This window comes from Streptosporangium sp. NPDC049078 (assembly GCF_040648855.1).
Classification (GTDB): domain Bacteria; phylum Actinomycetota; class Actinomycetes; order Streptosporangiales; family Streptosporangiaceae; genus Streptosporangium.
Genome location: NZ_JBEZEL010000009.1, coordinates 201,344 through 222,687 on the forward strand (window position 1 = coordinate 201,344; position 21,344 = coordinate 222,687).

Here is a 21,344-nt window from a genome sequence, read left to right on the forward strand (position 1 = left end):
CATCACCGGGAAATCGTCGAAGCCCTCGGCTCCAGGAAGAGCCGAGGGCTTTCGCGGCGTCGGGACGGCACACCTCAGACGTACGAGAACTCCGGATGCGGGTGCATCAGGAAATCGTGGTGGGAGATGTTCCAGGCGTAGGCGCCGGCCATCAGGAACTGCACCAGATCGCCGGTCGCCAAAGCCGCCGGGACCCGGCGCGCGAGGGTGTCCTTGGGAGTGCAGAGCTGGCCGACGATCGTGACCGGATCGCCCTCCTCGGCGATGACCATCGGCTGGTCGTGGCCCTTGGTCGCGGGCGTGCGGATGTGGTGGGTCCCACCCGCCACGATGGCGAACAACTCGCCGTGGACCCGCTTGACGTCCAGCACACGGGTCACGTACCGCCCGCAGTAGACCGACACGGACCGGCCGGGCTCGACGCGCAGCGTCTCACCGGGGCGGCGCAGCCCCGCCAAACCCTTGCCGTAGGTCTCCCAGTCGAAGACGGCGCCGGGGTCGGCGTAGTCGACGGCCATGCCGCCACCGAGGTTGATCTCGGTCAGGCCAAGACCGCGGGCGTAGCCGAGCACGCCGTCGGCGACCTCCAGCATGCGCGGGGCGTCCAGGCCGCTGGCCAGGTGGGCGTGGACGCCGCGCAGGCGCACCGCGTCCTGGCGCTCCAGAAGCGCGAGGCACTCCTCGACGCCGGCCGGGTCCATGCCGAAGGGGGTCGCGCCGCCGCCCATCGCCAGGGCCACGTCCCCCAGCGAGAGGGCGAGGTTGGCGCGGAGCAGCACGTCGGCCTCCCGCCCGGTGGCGATCAGGCGGCGCAACTCGTTCGGGCTTTCCACGTGCAGCCGTTCGACGCCGTGATCGAGGGCGAGCCGGAGCTCGTCGTCGGTCTTGCCGGGGCCGCCGAACGCGATCCTGGCCGAGGGGAGCACACCCCGCACATGCTCCAGCTCGCCACCGGAGGCGACCTCGACCCCGTCCACGTGCCGGGCCAGCACCCGCAGCAACTCCGGGTCCGGGTTGGCCTTCGCCGCGTAGTACAGCTCGACTCCCGGAAGCGCCGCCCGCACCGCCGCCGCGTGCGCGTCCAGGGCGGCCAGGTCGTACACATAGGCGGGTAGCCTTCCGGCCGCCGCCAGCTCACGGGCTCTTACGGTGAGAGCGTCCACAAAAAATCTCCGATAGATGTGGGATGCCGAGGATCAGGTGAGAGAAAACGTGGATTCGACGTACCGCACCGGTTGGTGACTCAGCCGGGGAGGCGGTAGGTGCCGTCGTCGAGGACCTCGGCCAGGCCGTCCGCGATCAGACCGTCGAGGGCGCGTTCGCGCTGCGGGGCGTCGTCCCAGACCACGTCGAGGGCGTCCTTGGGTACGGCGCCGTGGGCCTGGCGCAGCACCGCGAGGAGGCGGCCACGGCACTGGCGGTCCGTTCCCGCGTACGTCTGGCCCTTGCGCGCCGGGCCGTCGTGGGCAGGTTTGCCCGCGAGGCGCCAGGCGCACAGGTCGCTGATCGGGCAGTCGGCGCAGCGGGCGGCGCGAGCGGTGCAGACCAGGGCGCCCAGTTCCATCACGGCGACCGCCCAGACGGGTGCGCGGTCGGCGTCGGGGAGCAGGGAGGCGGCGAGCCTGCGTTCCGGGGGCGTGGTGGCCTTGGGCGGATACTCCTGCCCGCTGACGGCCCGCGCCAGGACCCGCCGCACGTTGGTGTCGAGAACCGCGTGGCGGCCCTTGAAGGCGAAACTGGCGACCGCGGCGGCGGTGTACTCGCCGACGCCGGGAAGCGCGAGCAGGGCGTCGTGGCCGGTGGGGACCTCTCCGCCGTGCCGTTCGGTGATCGCGCGGGCGCACGCGTGCAGGTTCAGTGCCCGGCGGGGGTAGCCGAGGCGGCCCCAGTGGCGTACCGCCTCGCCGGGGGACTCGCGGGCGAGGGAGGCGGGCGTGGGCCAGCGCTCCATCCATTCGGTCCAGACGGGAAGCACCCTGACCACCGGGGTCTGCTGCAGCATGATCTCGCTGACCAGGATCGACCAGGGGGAGGCGCCAGGCGTACGCCAGGGAAGGTCGCGGGCGTTGCCGGCGTACCAGTCGAGGACGGGTTCGAGTAAGCGGTTCGGCTCGGGCACCTTTCGACGATAGTGCGGGCACGGACAGGCGCAGCCAGGCACGGGCAGGCACGGGCAGGCACGGACGCCTCGGCCCGGCTTCGTCTGTCTGCACCTGTCTGCACTTGGCGGTTTCTGTCCGCGCCTGGCTGTGCCCGCTCCGTGCCCGCTCCGTGCCCGCTCCGTGCCTGTTCCGTGCCTGTTCCGTGCCTGTCCGCGCCTGTCCGTGCCCGCCCCGACCATTGACCTGCGGCCGAAACAGGCCGGAAGCGGCGGGTCGTCTCCTGTGGTCCGCCAGGACTAACCATACTGAGCGTATGGATCCCGACACGTTCCGTGGTGACGTCGGAGCCGACGTCTACTGGCGGCGCCGGATAGCCGCGCTTGTCGGTGTGCTCGTGGTGGTCGCCGTCGTGGCGTGGGCCTGCTCGTCGACGGGCGGGCCGGATGACGTCAGGGAGAGGAGCACCTCGGCCGCCGGACAGCAGACACCTGACCCGCTGACGGCCGTCCTGCCGACCATGACGGTCATCCCCTCGACGTCCGCGAGCCCGACGCCCACGCCGAAGGCGGCCGCGCGGCCCAGACGGCCGGGCGAGGCCTGCGTCTCCCCGCAGCTCGTGCTGAGCATGGAGGGCAAGGGGACGATCTACCCGGCGGGAGTCCAGCCGCGCTTCGTCCTCACCCTCGTCAACGTCGGCAAGGTGATGTGCACCACCGACGTCGGGCCGCGCGCGATGGAGATGCGCATCACCTCCGGCAACGACCGCGTGTGGTCGTCCTCCGACTGCGTCGGCGGCGACGCCGTCAAGATCCGCGAACTCGACCGGGGCATCCCGTACGTCAGGGAGCTGGTGTGGGACCGCCGCCGCTCCGGTGGCGACTGCACCGCCGACCGCGCCGCCGCCCTGCCGGGCACCTACGTCGCGGTGGTTCACGCTCCCGGCCTGAAGAGCCGCAAGGCGGTCTTCCACCTCAGGTAGTCGCCTGGCGAGGACCGGGGTCTCAGACGTAGCGTTCCAGGATGGACGACTCCGCGAGCCGGGAGAGGCCCTCCCGGATGTGGCGGGCCCTCGCCTCGCCCACCCCGCCCACCTCCTGGAGCTCGCCGATGCTGGCCGCGAGGAGCTTCTGCAGGCTGGCGAAGTGGTCGACGAGGCGATCGACCACCGTGTTCGGCAGACGCGGGACCTTGGCCAGCAGGCGGTAGCCCCGCGGACTCACCGGGGTCTCCAGGGCGTCGTTGCCCGAGTGGCCGAGGATCTGGGCGACGACCGAGAGGTCGAGAAGCTCGGCGGAGGAGAGCTGGTCGAGCTCGTGCAACGCCTCGGCGAACTTGCGCGGGCGGCGGCCGGCCGCGGGCAGGTAGTCGCGCACGATCAGCTCACGGTCGCTCTCCGTGCCGGCGACGAGCTCGTCCAGCTGCAGGGAGAGCAGCCGGCCGTCGGTGCCGAGCTCGACCACGTATCCCGCGATCTCCTCGGAGATGCGCCTGACCATCTCCAGCCGCTGGGCGACCACCGCGATGTCGCGGACCGTCACCAGGTCCTCGATCTCCAGCGCGGAGAGCGTGCCGGAGACCTCGTCCAGGCGGAGCTTGTAGCGCTCCAGCGTGGCGAGGGCCTGGTTGGACTTGGACAGGATGACCGCCGACTCCTCCACCACGTAGCGGATGCCGTCGAGGTAAAGAGCGATGATCCGCATGGACTTGCTGAGCGAGATGACCGGCAGTGACGTCTGCAGGGCCACGCGCTGGGCGGTGCGGTGCCGGGTGCCGGACTCGTCGGTGGGAATGGACGGATCGGGCATCAGGTGCACGGCCGCGCGTACGATCCTGAGATCGCCGGAGTTGAGGACGATCGCGCCGTCCATCTTGGCCAGCTCGCGCAGCCGCGTCGCGGAGAACTCGACGTCCAGCTCGAAGCCGCCGCTGCATATCTCCTCGACCGTGCCGTCGTATCCCAGCACGATCAGGCCACCCGTGTGCCCGCGGAGAATGCGCTCCAGTCCGTCGCGCAACGCGGTGCCGGGTGCGACCGCGGCCAGGACGGCTCTGCGACGTTCGTCGAGTCCTTTGTAGTTTGCTGGCACATGACCCCCGTGGTCTGCGTATAGCGCTCAAGCTTACCGGCGGAGGATCCGCGCGGTCCGGAATCGGTGGATGCCACGCGCCGTGCGGAGCCCGTGACGCGCCGCACCGGCGTGGGCGCCGGGAAGCCGCCGAACGCGCCCCGCGTGGACCTCGTGACGGCGAGCGTCCGGGAGCCGTCGCGAGTGCCCCGCGTGGATCTCGTGGCGGCGGGTGTCGCGGGGTCGCCGGCCGCGTTCCTTGCGGTGCCGGTGACCGGTCGCACCGTCGCGGGGCCGCCGGCCGTGCCGCGCCTGGAGCCCGTGGCGCGTCTCAGGTGACATGGGTGAGGGCGTCCCAGACGTTCTCCGCCTCGACGACGTCGAAGCCGGGCGCGAAGGGCGCTCCGCGTCCGGCCATGCGGACCAGGGAGTGGTCGCCGTTGCGCTTCTTGCCCGTGTCGAGGGAGCCGGTGGGGACGAGCGCGCGGGTGAAGCCCAGCCGGGCGGCCTCCGACAGGCGGCGCCGCACGTCGCGCACCGGGCGCAACTCTCCCGCCAGGCCCACCTCACCGAGCACCACCAGGCCGGAGGGGAGCGCCTTGTCGCCCGCCGCGCTGGCGACCGCGAGCATCACCGACAGGTCCACGGCGGGATCGCTGAGCTTGATCCCTCCGACGGTGGCGGTGAAGACGTCGCATCCGCCCAGCTTGGCGTTGAGCCGCCGCTCCAGCACGGCGAGGACCATCGTGACCCGGTAGGTGTCGAGCCCGGAGGAGGATCGGCGCGGCTGCTGGGCCTCGGTCCTCGCGACCAGGGCCTGCACCTCGGCGGGCAGTGGCCGGGTGCCCTCCAGGGTGACCGTGACGCACGTGCCGGGCACCGGGTCGGTGCGGTGGGAGACGAACAGGCCGCTGGCGTCGGTGATGCCCTCGATGCCGCTCTCGTGGAGGTCGAAGCAGCCGACCTCGTCGACCGGGCCGTACCGGTTCTTGATCGCACGGACGAGGCGGAGCCGGGAGTGCCGGTCGCCCTCGAAGTGGAGCACGACGTCGACCAGGTGCTCCAGGGTGCGGGGGCCGGCGATCGAGCCCTCCTTGGTGACGTGGCCGACCAGCACGGTGGCCATGCCGCGCTCCTTGGCGAGCCGCACCAGGTTTCCCGCGACCTCCCTGACCTGGGTCACCCCGCCGGGCACGCCCGTCGCCTGGGTGGAGCCGATCGTCTGCACCGAGTCGACGATGAGCAGGTCGGGCTGGACCTTCTCGACATGTGACACCAGCGCGCCCAGGTCGGTCTCGGCGGCGAGGTAGAGGCGGTCCTGGATCGCGCCGATCCGGTCGGCCCTGATCCGCACCTGGGCGGCCGACTCCTCACCCGTGATGTAGAGGACCGTCTGCTGTCGGGCGATCTTGGCCGCCGCCTCCAGCAGGAGGGTCGACTTGCCGATGCCGGGCTCGCCGGCCAGCAGCACGACGGCTCCGGGAACCAGACCGCCGCCGAGGACCCGGTCGAGCTCGGGCACACCGGTGCCGCGCGCGTGCGCCACCTCGGCCTTGACCTGGCCGATCGGCACCGCCGGTGCCGAGACCGCCCCGGCGGAGGCCACGCGTGCCCCCGCGGGAGCCGTCTCCTCCTCGACCGTGCCCCAGGCCTGACACTCGCCGCAGCGCCCCACCCACTTGGCCGTCTGCCACCCGCACTCGGCACAGCGGTAGCCACCAGCCTTCTTCGCCATGGCCGCACGTTACCGGCAGAGCCCGACAACTTTCACCCGGTACGGCATGCCGTACCGGGTGAAAGTCGCGGGGAGGTACGGAGCGCGCTTTCCTCAGATGTGGCCTTCGAGCTCGGCGAGGAGCAGGCGCTTGGGCTTGGCGCCCTTGATCTGCTGCACGACCTCGCCGCCCTTGTAGAGGTTGAGCGTCGGCAGGCCGAGGACGCCGTACCTCGCGGTGATCTCGGGGTAGTCGTCGGCGTTGAGCTTCGCGATCGTGACGCGGTCGCCGAGCTCGGCCTCGATCTCCGTGAGAATCGGCGCGATCATCTTGCACGGCCCGCACCACTCGGCCCAGAAGTCGACCAGGACGGGCTTGTCGCTCCGCAGCACCTGCTCGTCGAAGTTCTCCGCGGTCAATGTGATCATGATTTTCCCACTTTCCTCAGTACGCATCCTGGGCAGGCGGTGGTCAGCTGCGCCGCCACCTCCGCCCTCCGGGTGAGAAGCGTGCGGATCTCGTCGTCGATCTCCGCCAGTTTGCGCTGGTAGACGGCGACGGAGTCCGGGCACGACCCCCCTGACTCGTGACCGGCCCGCAGGCAGGCGACGAACGGGCGGGCGTCGTCCAGGGTGAAGCCGACGGCGAGCAGCGAGCGGATCTCGGAGACGAGCTTGAGATCCTCCTCCCCGTACTCCCGGTAGCCGTTGGCCGAGCGCCGGGCCGTGATCAGTCCCTGCTGCTCGTAGTAGCGCAGTGCCCGGGTGCTGACACCCGCCCGCCGCGCCAGCTCACCGATCCGCATCCGGCCCTCCCCACGGCACGACGATAGACCTTGACATCAACGTCAAGGTCAAGGCCCCGTCCCGTTGTTCCCGGTCGGCCCCGCGGAGGTCGTCGCCGTTTCAGAACCGCTTCCAGCGCAGCAGGTTGGGGTAGGCGATCTCCAGGCCGGGGGTCTCGGCGATGGCCAGGTCGGCGACCGCGGGGGTGAACTCGATGCGGAGCACGGCCTCCAGGTCGGCGCGGCGCTCGAAGGACATGCGCAGATCGAGCTTGTCCGTCTGCCAGCCCTGGCGGCTCCAGAAGTTCTCGACGGACCTGGCGGAGTAGGCGGGGATGGACTGGCCGAACCAGCGGCCGAAGGCGCCGCGGGTGGTGTCGATGTCGATCACGAAGGCCGCGCCGCCGCGCCGCATCACCCGGGAGAGTTCGGCCAGGCCCGGCTCGCACCCGGGGCCGAAGAAGTACGCCCAGCGGGCGACGGCCACGTCCACGGAGGCGCTGGGCAGCGGGATCGCCTGGGCGGTGGCGGCGTGGATCTCGACGTTCCGCAGGGCGCGGCAGCGGCGCCTGGCCAGCAGGACGAGGTCCTCGTGCGGCTCCACGCCGATCACCCGGGTGGCGGTCGAGGCGAGGGCGGGCAGGTGGTAGCCGGTACCGCAGCCGATGTCGAGGACCGTCGCCCCGGTCCACGACCGGATCGCCGACATCGCCGCCTCGGCGTGTCCCTCGGGATCCACCGCCCGGTTTTCCAACTCGTAGGTCTGGGGGGTGTTCCAGATGTTGGGGCTGGGGATGGAGCCCCTCAAGAACCTCGGCATGCCCTCACCGTAATGGTGTGATCCAGGCCGTGTCGGTGGTGGCGGACAGCACTGCTCTCCGGACCCGCTTAGGCTGGCAAATGTGAGCGACGTGAGCGATCGGGCCGGTCGGCCCGGCGGTGTTCGCGAGTGTGCGCTCCGAGCCGGAGACGAGGAAGCGGTATGAGCGTCCGTGTATCCAGCGCGAAGATCGCGCTGTCCACCGCGTCGGTGTATCCCGAACGTACGCCCGACGCCTTCGAACTGGCCGCGCGCCTGGGGTACGACGGTGTGGAGATCATGGTGGGCGCCGACCCCGTGAGCCAGGACGTCGACGTCCTGGAGCGGCTGTCGGACCACTACCACCTGCCGATCCTGGCCATTCACGCGCCGTGCCTGCTGGTCACGCAGCGTGTGTGGGGCAAGGACCCGTGGGCCAAGCTCCAGCGCGCGCAGCGTGCCGCCGAGCGGGTCGGTGCCAGGACGGTCGTGGTGCATCCGCCGTTCCGCTGGCAGCGCGACTACGCGCGCGACTTCGAGATCGGCCTGGCCAGGATGCGTGAGGAGACCGACGTGGTCTTCGCGGTGGAGAACATGTTCCCGCTGAGGGCGAGGGGCAACGAGGTCGTCCCCTACTCTCCCGACTGGAACCCGGTCGACTACGACTTCCCGCAGGTGACGTTGGATCTGTCGCACACGGCGGTCTCCGGGTCCGACGCCCTGGAGATGTTCACCAAGCTCGGCGACCGGCTCGCCCACCTGCACCTGGCCGACGGCGTCGGGGTGCCGAACAAGGACGAGCACCTGGTTCCCGGGCGGGGCAACCAGCCGTGCGCGCCGATCCTGGAGCGGATGGCGGGCAACGGATATTCGGGGCTGGTCGTGCTGGAGATCAATACGCGCAAGGCGGCCAGCCGTTCCGAGCGGATCGACGACCTCGCGGAGGCGCTCGCGTTCGCCCGGCTGCACCTCGCGGCCTCCACCCCCGCGTGAGTGGGCCTGTCATGAGCACCACGGGCAGGCACTCCAACGGCTCCTCGGACGGGTCCGTGGACGCGCCCGCGAACGGTCCCTCCGGGAGGTCAACGGCCACGCCCGCGAACGGGTCCGCGGACGGACCCGCGAACGGGTCCGCGGACGGACCTGCGGAGAGGTCCGCGGCCGGGCCGGCGGAGGGGAGAAGGCGTCCGGGGCGCAGGCCGGGCTCGGCCGACACGCGAGGGCAGATCCTCGCGGCGGCGCGCGAGACCTTCGCGGAGAAGGGGTTCGACAAGGCGACCATCCGGGGCATCGCCCGGCGGGCGGAGGTGGACCCGGCGCTGGTCCACCACTACTTCTCCGGCAAGGAGAAGATGTTCGTCGAGGCGATGGAGTTGCCGATCAACCCCGAGAACGTCCTCGCGGCGATCACGGCGGGGCCCCGCGAGGAGGTCGGCGAGCGGCTGGTCAGGCTCATCCTGACGATCACCTCGGAGGCCGGGGCGCGCCAACCGGTGCTGGCGCTGGCCCGCACCGCGATGACGAACGAGCGGATGGTCGTCATGATCCGCGAGTTCGTGACCCGCGCGCTGCTCAACCGGGTCGCGGAGAGCCTGGACATCCCGCTGATCCGGATGGAGGCGGCCTTCGCGCAGATGTTCGGCGTGGTCCTGATGCGCTACGTCCTCCAACTGGAGCCGCTCGCCTCGGTGGATCTTGAAGAGCTGGTGAAATTGCTCACACCCACGATCCAGGGTTATCTCGACCCACCGCGGTAGGCTTCCCCGCCCTCCGGGGGCGCCCATAGAGGTCTTCCCGCCATATACCGCCGTATCTCACACGTTCCCGCCATTCGGGCCGAGGTGCCGGCACGCCTCGCCGAGTCCCCGTCCCGCCGACGTCCAGGTCGCGCCCGCCGAGCCCCGTGAAGCTCGAAGGTCACTTCGATGCCGTTCGGAGGCATGCAGAGCATTGTTCTGGGAACGGTGTTGACCGTAGGGTGACGACGGTCACCGGGGGGTCTCCCGGCGAAGAGAAGTTACTCGCCGGTAGTATCTGTGGGGACCCTCTGTCATCGTGGATGACCGGCGGTCGTACGCTGGCAGCCAACGCCGTCTGTGGGAGGACCAGTGCTCTGGGTAGCGATCATCGGGCTGGTCATGACAGCCGTCGCGCTCGCGCTCGCCGCGCGCCGCGTGTTGTTCCTGTACAACCTCGCCACCGTAGGGCCTCCCGCGCCCGAGCGCGTCGAGTACGCCAGGGCCAACCTGGGTGAGGAGATCAAGGCCCAGCTGGTCGAGGTGTTCGGGCAGCGGAAGCTGCTGAAGTGGACGGCCTCCGGTGTCGCGCACTTCTTCGTCATGTGGGCGTTCCTCATCCTGGCGACCGTCTATCTGGAGGCGTACGGCGCGCTGATCCAGGGGGCCGTCACCGGCACCCCCGACTTCCACATCCCGCTCATCGGGACGTGGCCGATCCTGGGCTTCCTGCAGGACTTCATCGCGGTCGCGGCCCTGCTCGGACTCATCGCCTTCGCGGTCATCAGGATCAAGAACTCGCCGAAGAAGCTGGGCCGCAGGTCCCGGTTCTTCGGCTCGCACCTCGGCGGTGCCTGGCTCGTCCTCTTCATGATCTTCAACGTGATCTGGACGATGCTCCTCTTCCGCGGCGCGGCGGCGAACACCGGCAACCTGCCGTACGCCTCGGGAGCGTTCGCCTCCGAGGCGACCGCCGCCCTGCTGCGCCCGCTGGGCCCCTCGGCCAACGAGACGCTCGAACACGTCGGGCTGCTCCTGCACATCGGCGTGATGCTGGTCTTCCTCGTGATCGTGGTGAACTCCAAGCACCTGCACATCTTCACCGCGCCGCTGAACGTGGCGTTCTCCCGGCGTCCCGACGGCAACGGCCCCGCCCAGCCGATGCGGATCGACGGCAAGCTCGTCGACTTCGAGGACGAGGAGCTCGACGGCGACCGGCTCGGCCGCGGCAAGATCGAGGACACCACCTGGAAGGGCTTCCTCGACTTCTACACCTGCACCGAGTGCGGACGCTGCCAGGACCAGTGCCCCGCCTGGAACACCGACAAGCCGCTCTCGCCGAAGATGCTCATCCTTGAGCAGCGCGACCACGCCTTCAAGGTCGCCCCGTACCTGACGGCCACCGGGGAGCAGCGCGCGGGCCTGCACGAGGACGTGCTGGCCCTGCTGGACAAGCCGCTGGTGGGCGAGGAAGGCGTGATCCACCCCGACGTGCTGTGGTCCTGCACCAACTGCGGCGCCTGCGTCGAGCAGTGCCCGGTCGACATCGAGCACATCGACCACATCCTCGACATGCGCCGCTACCAGGCGATGGTGGAGTCCAACTTCCCCTCCGAGGCCGGCGTCATGGTCAAGAACCTGGAGAACAAGGGCAACCCGTGGGGGATGTCCGAGATGAAGCGGGCCGACTGGGTCGAGGAGCTGGCGAGCCGCGAGGTCGACCCCATCGAGATCACGCTCGTCGACGAGAAGATGCCTGAGGACACCGAGTACCTGTTCTGGGTGGGGTGCGCCGGAGCGCTGGAGGACCGGGCGAAGAAGACCACCAAGGCGGTCGCGGAGCTGCTGCACGTCGCCGGGGTGAAGTTCGCGGTGCTCGGCCCGATGGAGGCGTGCACCGGCGACCCGGCGCGCCGCCTGGGCATGGAGTATCTCTTCGACATGCTGGCCAAGCAGAACATCGAGACGCTGAACGAGGCGGGGGTCAAGAAGATCGTCGCGACCTGCCCGCACTGCTTCAACACCCTCGCCAACGAGTATCCCCAGCTCGGCGGCACCTACGAGGTGGTGCACCACACCCAGCTGCTCGCCAAGCTCGTGGACGAGGGCAGGCTGGTCCCGATCACGCCGATCGAGGAGAAGATCACCTACCACGACCCGTGCTTCCTGGGCCGCCACAACAAGGTCTACTCCCAGCCCCGCGACATCATGGCCAAGGTGCCCGGTGTGAAGACCCAGGAGATGCACCGCCACAAGGACCGCGGCTTCTGCTGCGGCGCCGGCGGCGCGCGGATGTGGATGGAGGAGCGGCTCGGCAAGCGCATCAACACCGAGCGGGTGGACGAGGCGCTCACCACCGAGCCGGACACCATCTCCACGGCGTGCCCGTTCTGTCTGGTCATGCTCGGCGACTCGATCAACGAGAAGAAGAACGCGGGCGAGGCCAAGGAGACGCTGGAGGTCGTCGACGTCTCCCAGCTGCTGATCAAGTCGATCAAAGGCCGACCGGTAGAGGCGCCCTGACAGCGGGTGTGTCATCCGTCAGAGGGGACATTTTCCCGATGTTCCCTCTGACATAGGGTCAAGTCAACGTGAAAAGGACGTAAGGTCCGAAAACCTTTCTCCACATAACGGGAAAATCACGGTAACCTCAACGTCGCGTAGCTCATTCAACGGGGAGGGGGCTTGACGATGCCAGCCGTCGTCAGCGATGCCGAGGTTACCCTGGCCGATGTTCTCTCACTTCGGCTGGCCGTCGACGAACCCTTGGCCGACGGCACCGAACTGGTCCTGCGTAACCGGGCCACCTCGGTCGAGAGCCGGGTGCCGCTGGGCACTCCGGACGCACGGATGCGCAAGGCGGAGCTGGCGGTCTCACTCGCCCCGCTCGCCCTCGGTCCCGGCCGCTGGGACACCTACCTGCAACAGGGCAAGGCGCGCACGCGGCTGCGCAGCGTCGACCCCGGATTCTCCCTCGACCATCTCGAGGCGTACGCGCTGAGCCGCCGCACGCTGGCCTACCGCGCCTACCGGACCCGCAACGGCTTCCTCGCCCTGAAGATCGACGATGCCCGGCCGACGGCGGAGGTCCGTTCCGTCTGGTTCAGGGAGGGGCGCTTCGAGGTCACCGGGCTGCTCGCCTTCACCGGCCTCGACGACGACGAGGCGAGGCACGAGGCGAAGCTCGCCCTGCGCCGCAGCCGGCCCGACGCCGAGCTGACCTCCATTGCAACGGTCCAGGGGGTGCGCTTCCACGCGGCGCTCTCGCTGTGCGACGTGCTCGCCGCCGCCCCCGACCAGACCGGCACCTGGGAGCCCTCCCTGGAGGTACGCGGCGTGGCCACGCCGCTGCGGCTGGGCTCCCGGCTGGACGACGTCGACGGCAAGCGCCGCCGCCTGCACTACCCCGCCGCGCAGATCGACGGGGTGCCGATCCGTCCCTGCTACACGGCGGACGACGAGCTCAGGATCGAGGTCGGCGGGTGAGGATCTGCCTGCTCACCCCATCCGTCTACGGCATGCGCGGTGACGTACGCTCGATCGTCAACCTCGCGGGAGAGCTGGCAGAACGTCACGAGGTCGAGATCATCAGCGTCCGCCGCCAGCGGGAGAAACCGTTCTTCCCCGTGGCGTCCGGTGTGAAGCTCTCCTGGGTGGTCGACGCCCAGCCGGGCGGCAGATCCCTGCTTCCCCGGGGCCAGATGCGCACCGAGGTCGCCCTCTGGCGGCGGCTGCGCGGGCTGAGGGCCGACGTGCTCGTCAGCACCCGGCCGGTGCTGAGCGTCCAGGTGGCCAGGCACGCGCCGCGCGACATCACGCGGATCGCCCGGGAGTGGGGCCGGCCGCCCGTACCGGGGCCGATCAGGAAGTTCTACCCGCGCCTGGACGCGGTCGCCACCGCCACCGAGACGAGCCGGCAGGAGTGGGACCACCTCCTGGGCGGGAACGTGCCGGTCAACGTGATCCCCGACGCGCTGCCCGCGGGGCCGTGGCCGCGCTCGCGGATGGACAACCGCATCGTCGCCGCCGGAGGGCGTCTGGTGCCGGCGAAGGCGCACGACCGGCTGATCCGCGCGTTCGCCGTCGTCGCGGGCAAACGCCCCGACTGGCGGCTGCGCCTGTACGGCGGGGGGCCGGAGGAGAAGCGCCTGCGCGCCCTCGTCGGTGACCTCGACCTGCACAACCACGTCTACTTCATGGGAACGACCTCCGACCTCACCGGCGAGTTCGCCAAGGCGTCGATCGTGGCGAGCACCTCCAGGACGGAGGTGCTCGGCATGGCCGTGATCGAGGCGATGGCGAGCGGGGTACCGGTGATCGCGTTCGGCGGCCCCCGTGGACCGGGCGAGCTCGTGGCCGACGGCAGGAACGGAGTGCTGGTCGCCGAGGGGGAGGACGAGATCGAGGCGTACGCGTCCGCGATGCTCGCGCTCATCGACGACGAGCGGCGGCGCAGGGAGCTGGCCGCGGGGGCGCTGGAGGTCGCGGCGGGCCACGGCGCGTCCTCGGTGGCCGACCGCTGGGAGAAACTGATCGCGGCGACATCCCGCCGCGCCTGACACCGGTACCGTTGGGACATGCATGGGTACAGCGGTGACAAACAGGCTTATCTGACCCGGTTGCGGCGTGTCGAGGGGCAGATCAGGGGCCTGCAGCGGATGGTCGAAGAGGATGCCTACTGCATCGACGTGCTGACCCAGGTCTCGGCCGCCACGCGGGCGCTCCAGGCGGTGGCGCTCGGCCTGCTGGAGGACCACATCGGGCACTGTGTCGCCGACGCCATCAGCGCCGGGGGGCCGGAGGCGGAGGAGAAGGTCAAGGAGGCGTCGGCCGCGATCGCCCGTCTCGTCCGTTCGTGACTAGTCACATGACTATCTTTTCCGACCACGTCCCGGACCCCGTCGAAGGGTCCGGGACAAGGTCTTGGAAACGGTTCTTCCCGAGGCCTCAGCAAACAGCCGAAGCGCTCAATCCGAGCGCGTTGTCGAGCTCCACCGAGGTGAGGGGCCGTTCGCTCATCGCGACGGCGGACAGCACCTCGGCATAGAGCGCGATCTCGTCCAACGCGACACGGTCGTGGACCCTAGAGTCCAGGTCGTCGTGCCCCACCGCGTCGTCCTTCCTTCCGCAGCCCACACCCACTTCGAGGTTACGGCGGGCGGTCATCGGTGCCCATGGCCCATCGGGACCATTCCTCGCCCCGCCCGACACGTCCTCACGGAGGATCATTTCCCGTTTAGGAGATCACAATTCAGCTAATTGTCCGATGCGCAGGGGGCTAGAAGGATATAGGGGGAGTAAGGATGAAATAACTAAATTTGTGGTTTAAGCATACTGATGTGGGTCAGAAGTGGCGGGGGTAAGTCCCTGACACAGGAGGGACCGGGTCGTCGCGCTCGTGCGTCAGCCGGTGCACCACCGCCGAGGCCGTCGCGAACCCGCGCTCCGGTATCTCGGTCCCGGTCAGGCGGCACCACGCGAGCCCCGTGGCGTAGGCGGCACCGAGCAGAGCCGCGGCGGCGTTGCGGTCCGGCGGGTGCAGCGCGGAAGGCAGCTCGCCCGAGCGCGGCCAGCATCCCCTCAGCGGATGCGAGGCGTCGGTGAGCACCACGTGGAGGATGTGCCGCAGCTCGGGATCGAGCCACGGGTAGAGACGGTCGGCCGCCCTGGGCGCGACACCCGACAGGTCGGCGGCGAGCAGTGAGGCGGCCACCGCCCGCGGGTCGGCGCCCATCGGGGCGAGGAACCCCAGCGACTGGACCAGGTCGTAGAGCGCGTGCTGGAAGTGCTCGCCCGGCGAGTCGTCGGGCAGCGTCATGTGGGGTGGGCAGCGGGAAAGCCACGCGTTCCGCACCGCGTCGTCGCCCTGGTGCGCGATGGCGGGATCCTGACAGGCCCGGCGGAGCAACGGCTCGATCATGGACAGCAGGGCGTCGGCCTTCGGCCTGAACCTCGGATCCGCACGCACCACGGCGGCGGTGTCGGCCATCAGCGCGACCAGCCGCAGGCCCGCCTCGGGGTGCCCGGCCCTGACCCGCTCGCCGTAGAGCGCGACCAGGTCGTCCAGCGAGGTGGGCGGCAGCCAGCGGACCCACTCGTCGCCGGGCAGCGGGCGGGCCAGGAACTCCCCGAACATCGACAGCAACACCTCGTTGCCGTCGAAGGCCGGGGCGTAGGCGCACCACATGAGCGTGCCCCAGATCGCGGCGACGGGACTGGCCACCTCCCCGGCGAAGAGTCCGGCGAACGGCCCGGTGACGGGAAAGTCCTCCCTGCGCCTGCCGCGCTGGGCGATCACCAGCTCGCGGACCCTCTCGGTGATCTCGTACGGCACGTCGGGGCCGACGAACCCCTGGACCGACCCCCGGTCGACGGCGAAGTCGGCGCCGGTCGGTATCAGGTGCTGCATGATCATCGAGGTGACGTTGACCACGTGCGCCGCGGCGCGGAAGCCCCGGTCGGCGGGGGGAGCGGTGAGGTGCCAGCGGCCGTCGGCGGGATCCTGGCGGTACCAGCGGGCGTGGGCGCCGAACAGCCAGCGCCCGCCGTCCGGGGTGGACAGCGTGCGCTGGGCGATGGCCTGGGCGCGTGCGAGCGGCGGCAGCGCCGTCCACCGTGGGTCGGTGACCATGGTCCGCACGTCGTTCTCGACGGCGTCGAACCCATCCCACTGCCACATGCCGGTCATCGGCATTCCGGGGCGAGTACCCACAGCCTGGTGCCACGGGCGGGACGCCCCTGCCTCCCTTCGGTCAAGCGGTCAAGGTCGTTGCCAGGCCCCGCGATCCCCCGATCGGGCCTCGCACGATCGTAAGGCTCTCCCCGCCACCGTGTCGGGGAGCGTGCGCCACGACCCGGGTCGGGAGTCAGGCCGGTGGCACGGGGGTCGCGGCCCGGTGGCGGGCCGCCTTGGCGACGTAGCCGGCCGGAGTACCGGCGAACAGGGCGCGGTCGTCGTCGGTGAGCTCACGGACGATCTTTCCGGGGACACCCGAGACGAGCACCCCGGCGGGGATCCGCTTCCCCGGCGCCACCAGGGCACCCGCCGCGATCAGCGATCCCGCGCCGACCCTGGCGCCGCCCAGCACGATCGCGCCGATGCCCACGAGCGCACCGGTCTCCACATGGGCCCCGTGCACCATGGCCTTGTGCCCGAGGCTCACCCGGGGCTCCAGCACGGCGGGCTGACCGGGATCGGCGTGCAGGCAGCACAGGTCCTGGATGTTGCACTCCTCCCCGACCTCGACGTCCTCGTCGTCGCCGCGCAGGACCGAGCCGTACCAGACGTTCGCGGCACGGCCCAGCCGTACCCTCCCGACGACCACCGCTCCGGGGGCGATGTAGGCGTCCGGATGGATCTGCGGGATCGCGTCGCCGTCGAGGGCCGCGATGTAGGGCGTGACGTTCATGTGAACGATGTTACGAGGAGTCGATCTGTCCGGTATTTCCGCAAGCACGTCGGGCGTTCCGGTTGCAGACTTGGGCAGTAAGCAGGAAAGTCGTCTCCTGACGTCTCCTTTTCCGCCACACAACCTCCACGGGTAGTGCTATGACAAACCAGCACGAGAGCTTTCCCGACCTGATGCATGAGGACTCGTTCGAGGTCGTCATGCGCGGCTACAGCCGTCGTCAGGTTCACGACTATATGGACCGCCACCGCCACCAGATCCGCGACCTGGAGGAGCGGCTCGGGCGCGCGATCGACCAGGCCGAACAGAGCCGGATCGAGCTGGCCGAGGCTCGTAAGCGGCTTTCCGACGCCCCGCAGGACTACGACGAGCTCGGCCAGCGGCTCAGCCAGATACTGAAACTCGGGGAGGAGGAGGCCACCTCCAAGAAGCAGGTCGCCGAGGCCGAGGCGATCAAGCTCCGCGACGACGCGGCGATGGAGGCCGAGCGGCTGATCACCTCCGCGCAGGATCGGGCCGAGGGCATCCTGAACGCCGCGCAGCAGGAGGCCGAGCGCCGGGTGGCCGAGGCCACCGCGGCCGCCGAGCAGATGCTGTCCCAGGCGGGCAACGACGCCGAGGAGACGCTCAACGCGGCCCGCGCCGAGTCCGAGGACACCCTGCGCAGCGCCCGCACCGAGGCCGACCGGATGGTCACCTCGGCGCGGAACGAGGCCGAGCGGACGGTCCAGGAGGCCCGCGCCGAGGCCGACTCCACGCTGAGCGCCGCCCGCGCCGAGGCGGAGGCGACCGTGCTCGCCGCCAACAACGACGCGCACTCCACCCTGTCGGCGGCACAGCAGCGCGCCGCCGCCCTGGACGAGACCACCGGCCGCCGGGTCGTCTACCTCACCGACACCCACCACGAGGTCATGCGCCGTCTGCACGAGATGGGCACCGTCCTGGGCGACCTGCTCCACCGTGAGAGTTCGGCGGGACCTCTGATCGACGAGAGCTCCGTGCTGCCCCCGGCCCGCGTCCAGCCGGCGCTGGCCGCCCCCGCCACGGGGCCTGACGCCGTCTCCGGGGCCGCCTCCGAGGAGACGCCCGACGACGTCCACGGCACACCCGGCGCGGCGGACGCCGTCGCGTCCTCCGACGCGGAGGCGTCGCCGGGACAGGCCGGGCCCACCGGATCCGGGGACGCGTCCATGGGCGGGCGGAACGCCGGGTTCGACTCACCCGACCTGGAGTCCGTACGCGTGATCGTGGACGACGACACCGTCGGGGGCGCGGACGAGCGGCGTGGCAAGGACGAGGACCGTGCCGAGGAGACGCGCGTCGAGGTGTACGACGACACCGACCTCGCCGGCGACACCGACCTCGGTCCGGCCGCGGAGAAGGCCGGCAAGGACGAGGACAAGTACGCCACCCCCAGAAGAAAGTAAGAGCCCTCGCCCTCGGAGGCATGAGGGGGAACCCGCACGGCCGTGGAGACGTCGGCCCCGAAGACCGTGAGGGGCTCGCACGGCCGTGCAGACGGGTGAGGAGACTCGCGGAAGCCTCCGCCAGGGGTGAGGATCAAGCGGAAGCCCCCGCCCCCGATCGGGTCGGGGACTTCCGCGATTGGGGGCCCGGCGCCGGGACCGCATCGGATCCGCTCATCCCGGCACCGGGCGGTCTTCAGGGGTCCGTCTCCGGCTCGGTGTCGCCGGAACGTTCCCGTTGGTCGAGTAGCTGCTCACGCAGCCCTTCCGGATCGTCCGCGTCGATGGTCATCGCGCAGCCGACATCACGCTGGGCGGAGGTCAGCGGGTGGTGGCGGGTTGCCCACCACCGACCCGCGTCGCTCCGCCAGATCGTCCAGTCGGGAAACTCCCGGGCGATCTCAGCGAGATGTCGGTCGAGAGACATCTGTGCACCTTCCCCGCGCCCAGGCCCGTCTGTGCGACGCTCCACCTCTGACGGTGAGGCACTTCTCTAGAGAAATCAATGATCGCGGGGGACAGGTCAACCTATCGGTTGACGGATGGTCTTGATCTATGAGTCGAAGTCGTATTGAAGTACGTAAGAGGCGGCGTCGAGAGTCATCTCGTTCACCTCGACGGCGACGCCGTCCACGGTGCGGGCGACCCGGGCGATCACGATGACCGGGGTGCCCGCGGGCAGGTCGAGCTGGACGGTCTCGTGGGGATGGGGCATGCGGGCCCTGATCTCCTCGGTGAAGTGCGCCGGGGCGTGGCCGAGCTCGCCGAGGCGCGCGTAGACGCCTCCGGGGCCCGTGTCCTCTCTCGTGATCGCGGTTCCGTCCACCAGGAGGGCGGGGAAGTGGGAGACCGACAGTTGCACCGGCCGCTCGTCCACCGAGTAGCGTCGCCTGCGGACCCACACCTCGGAGCTGCCCAGCACTCTGGCCACGGCGTCCTCGGCGGTCTCCCGGTCGATGTCCACCTGGTCCACGGTGTAGGGGCGCCCCCTGGTGTCGGAGTCCCAGATCGCCTCACCGCGCTCCCAATGGTCACGGGAGAGCCGCCGGGAGCCGTGCCGCCTGATGGGGCGGAACTGCCTGACGTACACCCCTGAGCCGCGCTTGGGGACGGCGAGGCCTTCGTTGATTAGTACGGACAGGGCCTGCCTGGCGGTGGCACGGGCTATGCCGTGACTGGCCATCAGGGCGTTCTCGCCCGGAAGCCGATCCCCGTCTCGGAGATCGCCGGACAGGATCGCTTCGCGAAGCCCGTCGGCGATGCGCCGATAGATCGGGGGCTCGGGAGGTACCGGGGAATGCTGCACGTTCGATCACCCTCTGTCACCAACCGGGTTTGGCGTCTCCAGAGAACTTGCCCCGCCTTGTCCACGATCGCACAGATACGGAGGTTGGTATCGTGCTTCTTTTGGGAGGATCGTGCCCGTGTGGCGATCTTAAAGAGTTTTCCCGGTCCGTTACCGTGGAACGGTCCTGACCGGTATTCGTACGGCCCACCATCGGCGCGTGACGGCCGCGGCCAGCACGGCCCCCGCCGCGTTGAGGATCACGTCGTCGACGGAGCTGACCCGCCCCAGGCGCAGGGCGTACTGGAGGACCTCCACGGTGAGCGACGCCCCGGCCGCCACGGTCGCGATCCGGGTGAGCGAGGCGAACCGCGCCGAACGGACGGGAAGCATCGCCCCGAGCGCGGCGAAGACCAGGAGGTTCCCCCCGACCTGCACGAACGCCGTCTGTCCCGGTCCGTGAAGTGTCGCCCACAGATCCGAGAACGGGACAGGACTGACGCCGGAGATCCCCGCTCCGGGGGTGAGGATCATCCAGATCCAGGGTGCGGTCCCCGCCACCGCGACCACGTCGGCCAGGGCGGTGCGCGCCGGGAAGGGGTGGCCGGAGCGGGTGCGGCGGAGGGTGAGCAGGCAGGCGGCGACGACGACCGCGGGGACCGCGAGCAAGGCCGCCAGAACGACATTCCCCCACTGCTGCCACGTCTGGTGCACAAGGCACATGATGGGGTGCGCGGAGTCCTCTCGGGCGGCCTTCGAGGTTACGAGAAGGTGACCTCCAGGCAAGGGGCGTTCTCACCCCGTGAGCGGCTCCCCGAACGGCGAAAGGGTGCCCGGGCGCGAGGAGAGGTCGTCGGCGCGTTCGCGCGTACGTAGGCCCCGAGCCGAGGAGGCACCCCGGGGAAGGGAGGCCGGGGCGGCATGTGCCTGGGTGATGCGCCTCAGGGGAGGGGGGCTCCCCGCGCGGTATGCGCCTCAAGGAAGGGCGGGCAACGGGAGGTTGCGTCCGAGGAAGTGCACGGCCTGGTCCCAGGCGGCCCGCGCGGCCTCCCGGTCGTAGAACTGGGGGGCCTCGTGGTTGTGGAAGGCGTGCCCGGCCTCCTCGGCGACGTACACCCTGACGTTCGGCCGGCCGGACGCGGCCTCCTCCACCACGGCGACCCGCTCCCGAGGGATGTAGGGGTCGGAACCGCCGAAGACGAGCAGCAGCGGGCAGGTGATCTTCTCCAGCATGCCCGAGGCGTCGGGGACGGCGGACCCGTAGAACGACAGGACCGCGTCCACCTCGACCGTGGCCGCGAGCAGGTAGCCGATGGAACCCCCGAGGCAGAACCCGACCACCCCGGCCCCACCCTCGGCCTCGGGCAGTTCCCGCAGGTGCGTCAGGGCGACGGCGGAGTCGGCCACCCCCTGGGGGACGTCGAACGTGGAGACCATCTCGACCGACAGGGCCGTTCCCGCGTCGTCGTGGCCTGACACCCAGTTGGGCCGGATCCGCCAGAACAGGTCCGGCGCGCCGACGACGTAGCCGAGCGCGGCCAGGTCCTCGGCGACCTTCCTGATGTACGGTCCCACCCCGTAGATCTCCTGGACCAGCAGGATGACCGGGCCCCGGCCGCTCGGGGGAAGCCACAGGTGCAGGTCGAACGAGCCGTCGGCGACGGTGACCGTCTCGGTGCGAACTTCCACGGGATCCTCCTGCTGGCTTGTCGACCGCCGGCGTTCCGGCGTATGACGGACGAACGGTCGGCGAACCGTATACCCGCCGAACGCGGACAGATGTGCGGTATCGAATCGGCCCCTTTGCCGGAGAACGGATGGTTGGTCGCGCAGGCCCGGAAAACCCGCCGAGCATGGACGTGTTCCGCCGATAAGGTGCGCCTGTGGACACCCTGGAAAGCCTCGTCATCACCAGGCGGCTTCGAGTTCCCGTCGACGCTCCCGCCGCCTCCACCCCGGGCTGGGGAGAGACGGCCTGTCGC

The 21,344-nt window shown here is 70.3% G+C and carries 21 protein-coding genes; 8 read left to right on the forward strand and 13 right to left on the reverse strand.

The window, feature by feature from the left end; translation table 11 throughout:
* Positions 1 to 74: 74 nt before the first annotated feature.
* Complete coding sequence (locus tag AB0B90_RS17185) at positions 75 to 1,163, reverse strand: alanine racemase (RefSeq protein WP_362923310.1); 1,089 nt, start codon at positions 1,161 to 1,163, stop codon at positions 75 to 77.
* 80 nt (positions 1,164 to 1,243) lie between these two features.
* Complete coding sequence (locus AB0B90_RS17190; RefSeq protein ID WP_350941521.1) at positions 1,244 to 2,119, reverse strand: A/G-specific adenine glycosylase; 876 nt, start codon at positions 2,117 to 2,119, stop codon at positions 1,244 to 1,246.
* A gap of 296 nt (positions 2,120 to 2,415) precedes the next feature.
* Here AB0B90_RS17190 and AB0B90_RS17195 point away from each other — a divergent pair, with 296 nt between their 5' ends.
* A complete protein-coding gene (locus AB0B90_RS17195; protein WP_350941520.1) occupies positions 2,416 to 3,081 on the forward strand; it encodes a hypothetical protein in 666 nt (221 codons plus the stop codon).
* Positions 3,082 to 3,103: 22 nt separating this feature from the next.
* Here the strand turns inward: AB0B90_RS17195 and disA are convergent, their stop codons facing one another.
* From disA to AB0B90_RS17220, 5 genes are all read right to left on the reverse strand, one after another.
* Positions 3,104 to 4,189: a DNA integrity scanning diadenylate cyclase DisA gene (gene disA, locus AB0B90_RS17200; protein ID WP_350941519.1), complete on the reverse strand. Its 1,086-nt coding sequence runs from the start codon at positions 4,187 to 4,189 to the stop codon at positions 3,104 to 3,106.
* Positions 4,190 to 4,499: 310 nt separating this feature from the next.
* On the reverse strand, positions 4,500 to 5,903 hold the full coding sequence (gene radA, locus AB0B90_RS17205) for a DNA repair protein RadA (RefSeq protein WP_350941518.1): 1,404 nt from the start codon (positions 5,901 to 5,903) through the stop codon (positions 4,500 to 4,502).
* A 93-nt stretch (positions 5,904 to 5,996) separates the two neighbouring features.
* Entirely contained in the window at positions 5,997 to 6,311 is a 315-nt protein-coding gene (gene trxA, locus AB0B90_RS17210) for a thioredoxin (RefSeq protein WP_350941517.1), read from the reverse strand.
* Positions 6,308 to 6,688 carry a MerR family transcriptional regulator gene (locus AB0B90_RS17215; RefSeq protein ID WP_350941516.1) on the reverse strand — a complete coding sequence of 127 codons (381 nt, stop codon included), beginning with the start codon at positions 6,686 to 6,688 and terminating at the stop codon, positions 6,308 to 6,310. Before AB0B90_RS17215 ends, trxA begins: the two co-directional genes overlap by 4 nt.
* 100 nt (positions 6,689 to 6,788) lie before the next feature.
* Positions 6,789 to 7,487, reverse strand: a complete 699-nt coding sequence (locus AB0B90_RS17220; protein WP_362923313.1) for a class I SAM-dependent methyltransferase — start codon at positions 7,485 to 7,487, stop codon at positions 6,789 to 6,791.
* Positions 7,488 to 7,649: 162 nt separating this feature from the next.
* Between AB0B90_RS17220 and AB0B90_RS17225 the strand changes: the two genes are divergently transcribed.
* The 6 genes from AB0B90_RS17225 to AB0B90_RS17250 all read left to right on the forward strand — a co-directional run bounded on the left by AB0B90_RS17225 (position 7,650) and on the right by AB0B90_RS17250 (position 14,061).
* On the forward strand, positions 7,650 to 8,459 hold the full coding sequence (locus tag AB0B90_RS17225; RefSeq protein ID WP_350941514.1) for a sugar phosphate isomerase/epimerase: 810 nt from the start codon (positions 7,650 to 7,652) through the stop codon (positions 8,457 to 8,459).
* Positions 8,460 to 8,470: 11 nt separating this feature from the next.
* The gene (locus tag AB0B90_RS17230) at positions 8,471 to 9,223 is read left to right on the forward strand and encodes a TetR family transcriptional regulator (protein ID WP_362923315.1); all 753 of its coding nucleotides are present in this window, start codon (positions 8,471 to 8,473) and stop codon (positions 9,221 to 9,223) included.
* A 351-nt stretch (positions 9,224 to 9,574) separates the two neighbouring features.
* Entirely contained in the window at positions 9,575 to 11,725 is a 2,151-nt protein-coding gene (locus AB0B90_RS17235; RefSeq protein WP_350941512.1) for a heterodisulfide reductase-related iron-sulfur binding cluster, read from the forward strand.
* Positions 11,726 to 11,893: 168 nt separating this feature from the next.
* Entirely contained in the window at positions 11,894 to 12,688 is a 795-nt protein-coding gene (locus AB0B90_RS17240; protein ID WP_350943515.1) for a hypothetical protein, read from the forward strand.
* On the forward strand, positions 12,685 to 13,761 hold the full coding sequence (locus AB0B90_RS17245) for a glycosyltransferase (protein ID WP_350941510.1): 1,077 nt from the start codon (positions 12,685 to 12,687) through the stop codon (positions 13,759 to 13,761). Before AB0B90_RS17240 ends, AB0B90_RS17245 begins: the two co-directional genes overlap by 4 nt.
* An 18-nt stretch (positions 13,762 to 13,779) precedes the next feature.
* Positions 13,780 to 14,061, forward strand: coding sequence for a metal-sensitive transcriptional regulator (locus AB0B90_RS17250; RefSeq protein ID WP_350941509.1), 282 nt, complete (start codon positions 13,780 to 13,782; stop codon positions 14,059 to 14,061).
* Positions 14,062 to 14,546: 485 nt separating this feature from the next.
* Here AB0B90_RS17250 and AB0B90_RS17255 read toward each other — a convergent pair whose 3' ends face one another.
* Positions 14,547 to 15,890: a hypothetical protein gene (locus AB0B90_RS17255; protein ID WP_350941507.1), complete on the reverse strand. Its 1,344-nt coding sequence runs from the start codon at positions 15,888 to 15,890 to the stop codon at positions 14,547 to 14,549.
* A 178-nt stretch (positions 15,891 to 16,068) separates the two neighbouring features.
* Complete coding sequence (locus tag AB0B90_RS17260) at positions 16,069 to 16,611, reverse strand: gamma carbonic anhydrase family protein (protein ID WP_350941505.1); 543 nt, start codon at positions 16,609 to 16,611, stop codon at positions 16,069 to 16,071.
* Positions 16,612 to 16,751: 140 nt separating this feature from the next.
* On the opposite strand from AB0B90_RS17260, the gene AB0B90_RS17265 reads away from it, so the two are divergent.
* Positions 16,752 to 18,038, forward strand: coding sequence for a hypothetical protein (locus tag AB0B90_RS17265; protein ID WP_362923317.1), 1,287 nt, complete (start codon positions 16,752 to 16,754; stop codon positions 18,036 to 18,038).
* A 235-nt stretch (positions 18,039 to 18,273) separates the two neighbouring features.
* On the opposite strand, the gene AB0B90_RS17270 is transcribed toward AB0B90_RS17265, so the two are convergent.
* The 4 genes from AB0B90_RS17270 to AB0B90_RS17285 form a co-directional block, all read right to left on the reverse strand.
* Positions 18,274 to 18,504, reverse strand: a complete 231-nt coding sequence (locus tag AB0B90_RS17270) for a hypothetical protein (protein ID WP_350941501.1) — start codon at positions 18,502 to 18,504, stop codon at positions 18,274 to 18,276.
* Positions 18,505 to 18,630: 126 nt separating this feature from the next.
* Positions 18,631 to 19,383, reverse strand: coding sequence for a GntR family transcriptional regulator (locus AB0B90_RS17275; RefSeq protein WP_350941500.1), 753 nt, complete (start codon positions 19,381 to 19,383; stop codon positions 18,631 to 18,633).
* A 150-nt stretch (positions 19,384 to 19,533) separates the two neighbouring features.
* Complete coding sequence (locus AB0B90_RS17280) at positions 19,534 to 20,076, reverse strand: VanZ family protein (RefSeq protein ID WP_362923319.1); 543 nt, start codon at positions 20,074 to 20,076, stop codon at positions 19,534 to 19,536.
* 261 nt (positions 20,077 to 20,337) lie between these two features.
* Positions 20,338 to 21,051 carry a dienelactone hydrolase family protein gene (locus AB0B90_RS17285; protein WP_362923321.1) on the reverse strand — a complete coding sequence of 238 codons (714 nt, stop codon included), beginning with the start codon at positions 21,049 to 21,051 and terminating at the stop codon, positions 20,338 to 20,340.
* Positions 21,052 to 21,344 lie beyond the last annotated feature (293 nt).